Source organism: Corallococcus terminator, from assembly GCF_003611635.1.
GTDB classification, from domain to species: domain Bacteria; phylum Myxococcota; class Myxococcia; order Myxococcales; family Myxococcaceae; genus Corallococcus; species Corallococcus terminator.
Genome location: NZ_RAVZ01000090.1, coordinates 23,610 through 29,980 on the forward strand (window position 1 = coordinate 23,610; position 6,371 = coordinate 29,980).

Here is a 6,371-nt window from a genome sequence, read left to right on the forward strand (position 1 = left end):
AAGCCCCGGGAAGGTTCGCGGACGAGAATGCGCGCGGCCGGCCGCCACGCGCGGATGATCAAACGGGACGGTTCGCCTTCCACGCCGCGTGGAAGCGCGCCAGCGACTCGGCCAGCGCCAGCGGCTTTGCTTCCAACTGGGCCCGCACCTTGTCCGTCGTCAGGCCACTGCGCAGCGGCCGGGGGCTCGCGAGCTTCAGGTCCGCCATCCGCGTGGGCGTGATGAGCGACGCGTCCAAGCCGAACACCTCGCACAGCGCCCGGCCAAACCCCACCCGGTCGATGACGGTGCCACCGCACGTGTTCCACACCCCGCCCAGCCGCCGCACGCCCAATTCCGCCAGCATCGCGGCCACGCTGTCCGCGAAGCTCGGGGACACCACCTGGTCCTCGAACAGCTTCACCGGCTGCCCCTTCTCCAGCGCGCCCACCAGCCAGGCCCCGAAGTTGGGACGGCCCGCCGCCGGCCAGCCGTACACCACCGCCGTGCGCGCGATGGCGCAGCCCGGAACGAAGGTGCGCGCCGCCTGCTCCGCCATGTGCTTGGTGAGCGCGTACACGCCCTTCGGGTTGGGCAGCGCGTCTTCCGCGTACGGGCCCGCGTCCCCGTCGAACACGTAGTCCGTGGACACGTGCACCAGGTGCGCGCCCAGCGCGCGGGCGCCCCGGGCCACCGCCGCCGTGGCGGTGACGTTCGCCGCGAAGGCGGCCTCGGGGTCCTTCTCGCACGCGTCCACTTCCGTCATGGACGCGGGGTGGATGATCACCTCGGGCGCGGCGCTGGCGATGGCCGCGGCCACGTCCGCCTCGCGCGTCAGGTCCACTTCCACGTACCGGTGCGTCCCGCCGGTGCGCCGGGGGCCCCGACCCAGCCCGACGACGTCGTGCCCCTGTTCGGTCAGCAACGCGCAGACGCGGCTGCCCACCAGGCCGTTGGCCCCCGTGACGAGAAGGCGCATGGCCTAGCCCCGCCCCTGGAGACGGGTCTTGTACTGGGTGTCGAAGTACTGGCGGTAGGCGCCGCTCGTCACCCGCTCCCACCACGCGCGGTTCTCCACGTACCACTTCACCGTGTCCGCCAGCCCCTCCTCGAAGGTGTGCTTCGCCTTCCAGCCCAGCTCCGCGCGGATCTTCGCCGGGTCGATGGCGTAGCGCCGATCATGCCCGGGCCGGTCCGCCACGTACTGGATGAGGGACTCGGGCTTGTTCAGCAGGCCCAGGATGCCCTTGACGATCTCGATGTTGCGACGCTCGGAGCCGCCGCCGATGTTGTAGACCTCGCCGGCCCGGCCCTTCTCCAGCGCCACCAGCAGGCCCTGGCAGTGGTCCTCCACGTGGAGCCAGTCGCGCACGTTGGCGCCGTCGCCGTAGACGGGCAGCGGCTTGTCGTGGAGCGCGTTGACCACCATCAGCGGGATGAGCTTCTCCGGGAACTGGTAGCGGCCGTAGTTGTTCGAGCAGCGCGTCACCACCACGTCCATCTTGAACGTGTGGTGGTACGCCAGCGCGATCAGGTCCGAGCTCGTCTTCGACGCCGAGTACGGGCTGGACGGCTGGAGCGGCGAGACTTCCGTGAACGCGCCCGTGGGCCCCAGCGAGCCGTACACCTCGTCGGTGGACACCATCAGGAAGCGCTTCACCCCCCGCGCCCGGCTGGCCTCCAGCAACTGTTGGGTGCCCAGGACGTTGGTGGTGACGAAGATTTCCGGCCCCAGGATGGAGCGGTCCACGTGGCTCTCCGCCGCCAGGTGCATCACCGCGTCGATGGAATGTTGCACCAGGAGGTGCTCCACGAGCTCCCGGTTGCCGATGTCGCCTCGCACGAAGACGTGCTGGGGGTCCCCCTCCAGGTCGGCGAGCGTCTCGAGGTTGCCGGCGTAGGTGAGCTTGTCGAGGTTGACGATCTTCCAGTCAGGCCGCTCGCGACGCAGGTACTTCACCAGATTGGAGCCGATGAAGCCGCAGCCCCCTGTCACCAGGACGTTCATTGACAAGCCACCACTCGGACGCAGGAGAAAGCGCCCTCCGTAGCGGAGGCAGGGGAGCCCCGTCAAGGCAAGGCCGCGCCCACTTGTCGCCGGTGCGTGCCGGTTGTAAACGCCATGGCCAACGTGAGCCTCTGGAACAGCAAGCGAGGGACCGCCTCCCCGAGCGTCGGGAGGGTCCACCAGCTGGTAGCGCGCCTGGCCTGGGGCGACGCCGTGGGCAATCAGGTGCGCTACCTGCGGGACCTGCTGCGCGGTTGGGGCTTCGCCTCGGAAATCTACGCGGACCAGTGGGACGAGTCCTGCCGCGATCAGGTGCGGCCCGCCCACGACTACCCGCGCGAGGCGGACGCGGACAGCGCGCTGCTCATCCACCACAGCTTCGAGTCGCGGCTCGTCCCCATCGTGGCCCGGTCGAAGGGGCGCAAGGCGCTGCTGTACCACAACGTCACGCCGGCCCGGTTCTTCGAGGGCTCGGACCGCCACGTGGCGCGCGGCTGCACGGTGGCCCGCGAGGAACTGAGGGCGCTGCGCGACCACGTGACGCACGCCTGGGCCTACTCGCACTTCAGCGCGGAAGAGCTGACCGCCGCGGGCTACCGGGACGCTTCGGTGCTGCCCTTCGCGGTGGACTGGAACGCGTTCAACGTGCCGGCGGATCCCGCGCTCCGGGCGCAGATGGAGGACGGGTGCGCGAACATCCTCTTCGTGGGCCGCACCGTGCCCAGCAAGCGCCTGGAGGACGTGCTGCGCGTCTTCACCGCGTACCAGCGCCTGTATCAGCCGCGCAGCCGGCTGCTGGTGGCGGGGACGCTGTCCAACAGCGCCCCCTATGACGCCTCCGTGCTCGCGCTGCGCGAGCAGTTGGGCCCCGAGCGCGTCGTCTTCCTGGGGCGGGTGGATTCGGCCCAGTTGTCCGCGTGCTTCGCCTCCGCCACGGCCTACCTCTCCATGAGCCGCCACGAGGGCTTCGGCGTGCCCCTGCTGGAGGCCATGTACCGGGGCGTGCCCGTGGTGGCGTACGGCGCCGCGGCGGTGCCGGAGACGATGGGCGGCGCGGGCGTCACCACGCTGACGGACGACCCCGTGGAGGTCGCCGGGCTGCTCGCGGTGCTGGAGCGCGACGCGGCCCTGCGAGCGCGGGTGGTGGACGCCCAGCGTGAGCGGCTGGCCCCGTTGGATCAGGAGACGGTCGCCCGGCGCGTGCGCGAGGCCCTGACGCCCTTCCTGGAGGGCCGGGCCCCGGCGCGCGAGAAGCGCGGCCCCGACGGCCCTACGGTGGTGTGCCCGGGCTTCGAAACCGCGCCGGACGCGCCCATGTCCCGCCTGGCGCGCGCCGTGGTGGACCGGCTGCCCGGCGCGAGGCTCTGGACGGTGCGCCGCCAGGTGATGCCGCTGCAACTGGCGCCGAAAGAGGCACGCAGCGACGGCGCGGCGGTGTGGCACTTCACCCCGGATGAGCCAGCGTCGCGCGAGGGCCAGGACGTGCCCCCGTCCTCGTCCCTGGAGACGGCCGTGTGCTGCGCCACCGGCCCCGTGCTGTTCGCGGGCGCGGATGAAGAGGTGGCGCGGCGGACCGTGACCCGGCTCCACTCCCGCACCGTCGCGGGCGGCGTCTGGGAAACCCGCCGCGCGCCGGACGAGGGCGTGCGGCTGGCGCTGGGTGCCCGCCTGTGGGAGCTGTCCCCCGGAGCGGACGTGGACGCGCTCGCGACGGATGTGGCCCAGGCCCTGGAAGCGGGAGGACGCACGCATGCGCGCTGAAGACCTCATCAGCACCCGGCCCACCGCGGAGGAGATCACCGAGTCCCTGCGCCAGCTTCCAACGCCCCGGCCGGACGCCGTGGACGCGCTCCGACAGCGCTTCGCCGCCACCCACGAAAAACCCTCCGCCGCCTCGTGGCCTCCCTTCCTGGAGGGTGCGCGCATCAAGCGCGATGCGCGCTACGCGGACGCGCCGTCGTCCCACCGGCCCGTGGTGGGCCCCGCGCTGGTGATGGCCAAGCGCGCCTTCCGGCTCGCGTTCCAGCCCTTCATCAACGAAGCGCTCCGGCGCCAGGTGGAGTTCAACGAAGCCATCCTGGACGCGCTCGCGCTCATCCACGAACACCAGCGCGTCCATGCGCGCACGCAGACGCTCTGGCGCCAGGAAGTGGAGAAGCGGCTGGAGCAGCTTGACGCCCAGATGCCTCCGAAGACTCCGGAGGCCGAGCCCCCCACGAAGCCCTCCGGGGAAGACACGGGCGCGGAGCCGGCTCGCGGCAAGTCCAGACGCCGTGGCCGGTAGCCTCCGGGCATGAACAGACATCGCCTGGCGCCACGAGGAGAGGTAGGGTGTCGGCCATCATGACGGCCCCTGCCTGTCCTGCCTGTGATTCCCAGACGCTCCAGCCGACCTTCCTGGGCGCCCGGCTGGGCGTGGAGACATGTGCACGCTGCGGCCACCGCGCCGCTTCGCACCGCGCTCCGCGCAACACGGCCGACTACCATGCCCAGTACGACAGCGGCGGTTTCATGGACTCGCTGCGCGCCACGCGGCAGCGACAGGCCCGCGCCATCGTCGAGCGCCTGCGCCGCCACGTGCCACAGCCCGCCCGGCTGCTGGACTTCGGGGCGGGCCGGGGCTGGTTCCTGGAGGGCTGCCGCGACGCGGGCGTGACGGAGCTCGCGGGGGCGGACATCTCCGAGCTGTCCGTGAACCTGCTGCGCGACGCGGGCATCCCTTCCGTGCAGTTGGCCCTGCCCGAAGGGGGACGGTGGCCCCTGCCGCTGGAGGCGCTGCCGTTCCGCCCGCGCATCCTCACGCTGCTGGACGTGGTGGAACACTTCCCGGGCCCGCACCTGTCGGACATGGTGCGCCACCTCGTCGGCCAGCTCGCGCCGGAGCTGGAGTGGGTGGTGCTCAAGGTGCCCGTGGCCAGCGGCCTGCTGTATCGCGTCTCCCGGGTGATGGCCGGACTGGGCACGCCCCAGTTCCTGGAGCAGTTGTACCAGTGCGGCTCCTTTCCTCCGCATGAGAGCTACTTCACCCGGGCCTCCATGGAGGCCCTGCTGCGGCGCGTGGGCCTGGAGCCGGTGGACGCCTTCGGCGACCTGGACTTCGAGGCGGGCAGCCTCGCCGACCGGGCCCACGCCGCACGACGGCTCCCCCGGCCGCTCGTCACCCTGGCAGGCCAGGGCCTGGGCGCCGTGGCGGAGGGCCTGCGACTGCAGGACGCCTGGATCTTCATCGCGCGCGTGGGGCAGGCTCGGGCCTAGGGGGTAGGAGGGTTGTTCGGCCCGGGTGGTGACGGTAGAAGCCCCATCGAGACAGGAGTGTGAAGCATGGACACCCGACGGGGCCTCATCGTGTTGCTGGCCTACAACGAAGAGGAATGCATCGGCTCCACGGTGGCGGAGCTGCGTGAAGCACTGCCGGACCTGGACGTGCTCGTCGTGGACGACGGTTCGAGGGATCAGACGGCGGACCACGCCCGGGCCGCGGGCGCGCACGTCCTCACCCACCCCTTCAACCTGGGTGTCGCCGCGGGCGAGGCGAGCGGCCTGCTCTATGCCTCACGGCACGGCTACGCGCAGGTCATCCGCATGGACGGCGACGGCCAGCATGACCCCGCGTCCGTCCCCGCCCTGCGCGAAGCGCTCCAGTCCGGCGTGGAGCTCGTCATCGGCAGCCGGTTCGCGGGCGTCACGAGCTTCCGCTCCACGTGGCTGCGCCGCTTCGGCAACCGGTTCCTCGCGGGGCTCCTGTCCACGCTGAGCCGCCAGCGCATCACCGACCCGACCTCCGGCTTCCGGGGCTTCGGGCCCCAGGCCATCCGCTTCTTCGCGCGCACCCACCCCCACGACTACCCGGAACCCGAGAGCGTCCTCATGGCGGCGCGGCAGGGCTTCCCCATCGCGGAGGTGGCCGTGCGCATGCGGCCGCGCCTCACCGGCACCAGCTCGCTGACGCCGTGGAAGTCGGCCTTCTACATGGCGAAGGTGTCCTTCGCCCTCCTCATGGAGCGGGTCCGTCCCGTCTGATGCCCATGCTTCGCTCCAGCCTCATTGGCGTGGCCTTCGCGGCCGCCTTCGCGTTCACGGTGCTGTGGTCGGCCCGGGGCCAGCGCACCAGCGAGCGCCACACCTTCGCGTGGTTGCTGGTCGCGGCGGCCATCGCGGGCCTGTCCCTGTGGCGCCATGGCATCGACACGCTGGCGTCGGCCATGGGCATCTACTACGCGCCCTCGGCCCTCTTCTTCCTCGCCCTGTCGGCCCTGATGTGGGTCGTGTACCGGCTGAGCCTCCAGGTGGCGGAGCAGCGCCAGCAGCTCAAGCGGCTGGCGCAGGAGGTGGCCCTGCTCACCTCCGCGGAGCATGAGCGCCTCACGCGCGCCCTGCCCCGCCC

The 6,371-nt window shown here is 71.7% G+C and carries 7 protein-coding genes; 5 read left to right on the forward strand and 2 right to left on the reverse strand.

Annotation, left to right across the window (positions count from 1 at the left end):
• Positions 1-58: 58 nt before the first annotated feature.
• Together D7V88_RS15245 and rfbB are read right to left on the reverse strand one after the other, a co-directional pair.
• Positions 59-958, reverse strand: a complete 900-nt coding sequence (locus D7V88_RS15245; protein ID WP_120541368.1) for an SDR family oxidoreductase — start codon at positions 956-958, stop codon at positions 59-61.
• Positions 959-961: 3 nt separating this feature from the next.
• Entirely contained in the window at positions 962-1,987 is a 1,026-nt protein-coding gene (gene rfbB / locus D7V88_RS15250; RefSeq protein WP_120541369.1) for a dTDP-glucose 4,6-dehydratase, read from the reverse strand.
• 213 nt (positions 1,988-2,200) lie between these two features.
• Here rfbB and D7V88_RS15255 point away from each other — a divergent pair, with 213 nt between their 5' ends.
• The 5 genes from D7V88_RS15255 to D7V88_RS15275 form a co-directional block, all read left to right on the forward strand.
• On the forward strand, positions 2,201-3,748 hold the full coding sequence (locus D7V88_RS15255; RefSeq protein ID WP_244238166.1) for a glycosyltransferase: 1,548 nt from the start codon (positions 2,201-2,203) through the stop codon (positions 3,746-3,748).
• On the forward strand, positions 3,738-4,271 hold the full coding sequence (locus D7V88_RS15260; RefSeq protein WP_120541370.1) for a hypothetical protein: 534 nt from the start codon (positions 3,738-3,740) through the stop codon (positions 4,269-4,271). The genes D7V88_RS15255 and D7V88_RS15260 overlap by 11 nt, the downstream gene beginning before the upstream one ends.
• Before the next feature lie 47 nt (positions 4,272-4,318).
• Positions 4,319-5,242: a class I SAM-dependent methyltransferase gene (locus D7V88_RS15265; RefSeq protein WP_120541371.1), complete on the forward strand. Its 924-nt coding sequence runs from the start codon at positions 4,319-4,321 to the stop codon at positions 5,240-5,242.
• Positions 5,243-5,308: 66 nt separating this feature from the next.
• Positions 5,309-6,007: a glycosyltransferase family 2 protein gene (locus D7V88_RS15270; RefSeq protein ID WP_120541372.1), complete on the forward strand. Its 699-nt coding sequence runs from the start codon at positions 5,309-5,311 to the stop codon at positions 6,005-6,007.
• Between the two features lie 5 nt (positions 6,008-6,012).
• A partial coding sequence (locus D7V88_RS15275; RefSeq protein ID WP_147448749.1) for a DUF2304 domain-containing protein occupies positions 6,013-6,371 on the forward strand: 359 nt, incomplete at its 3' end.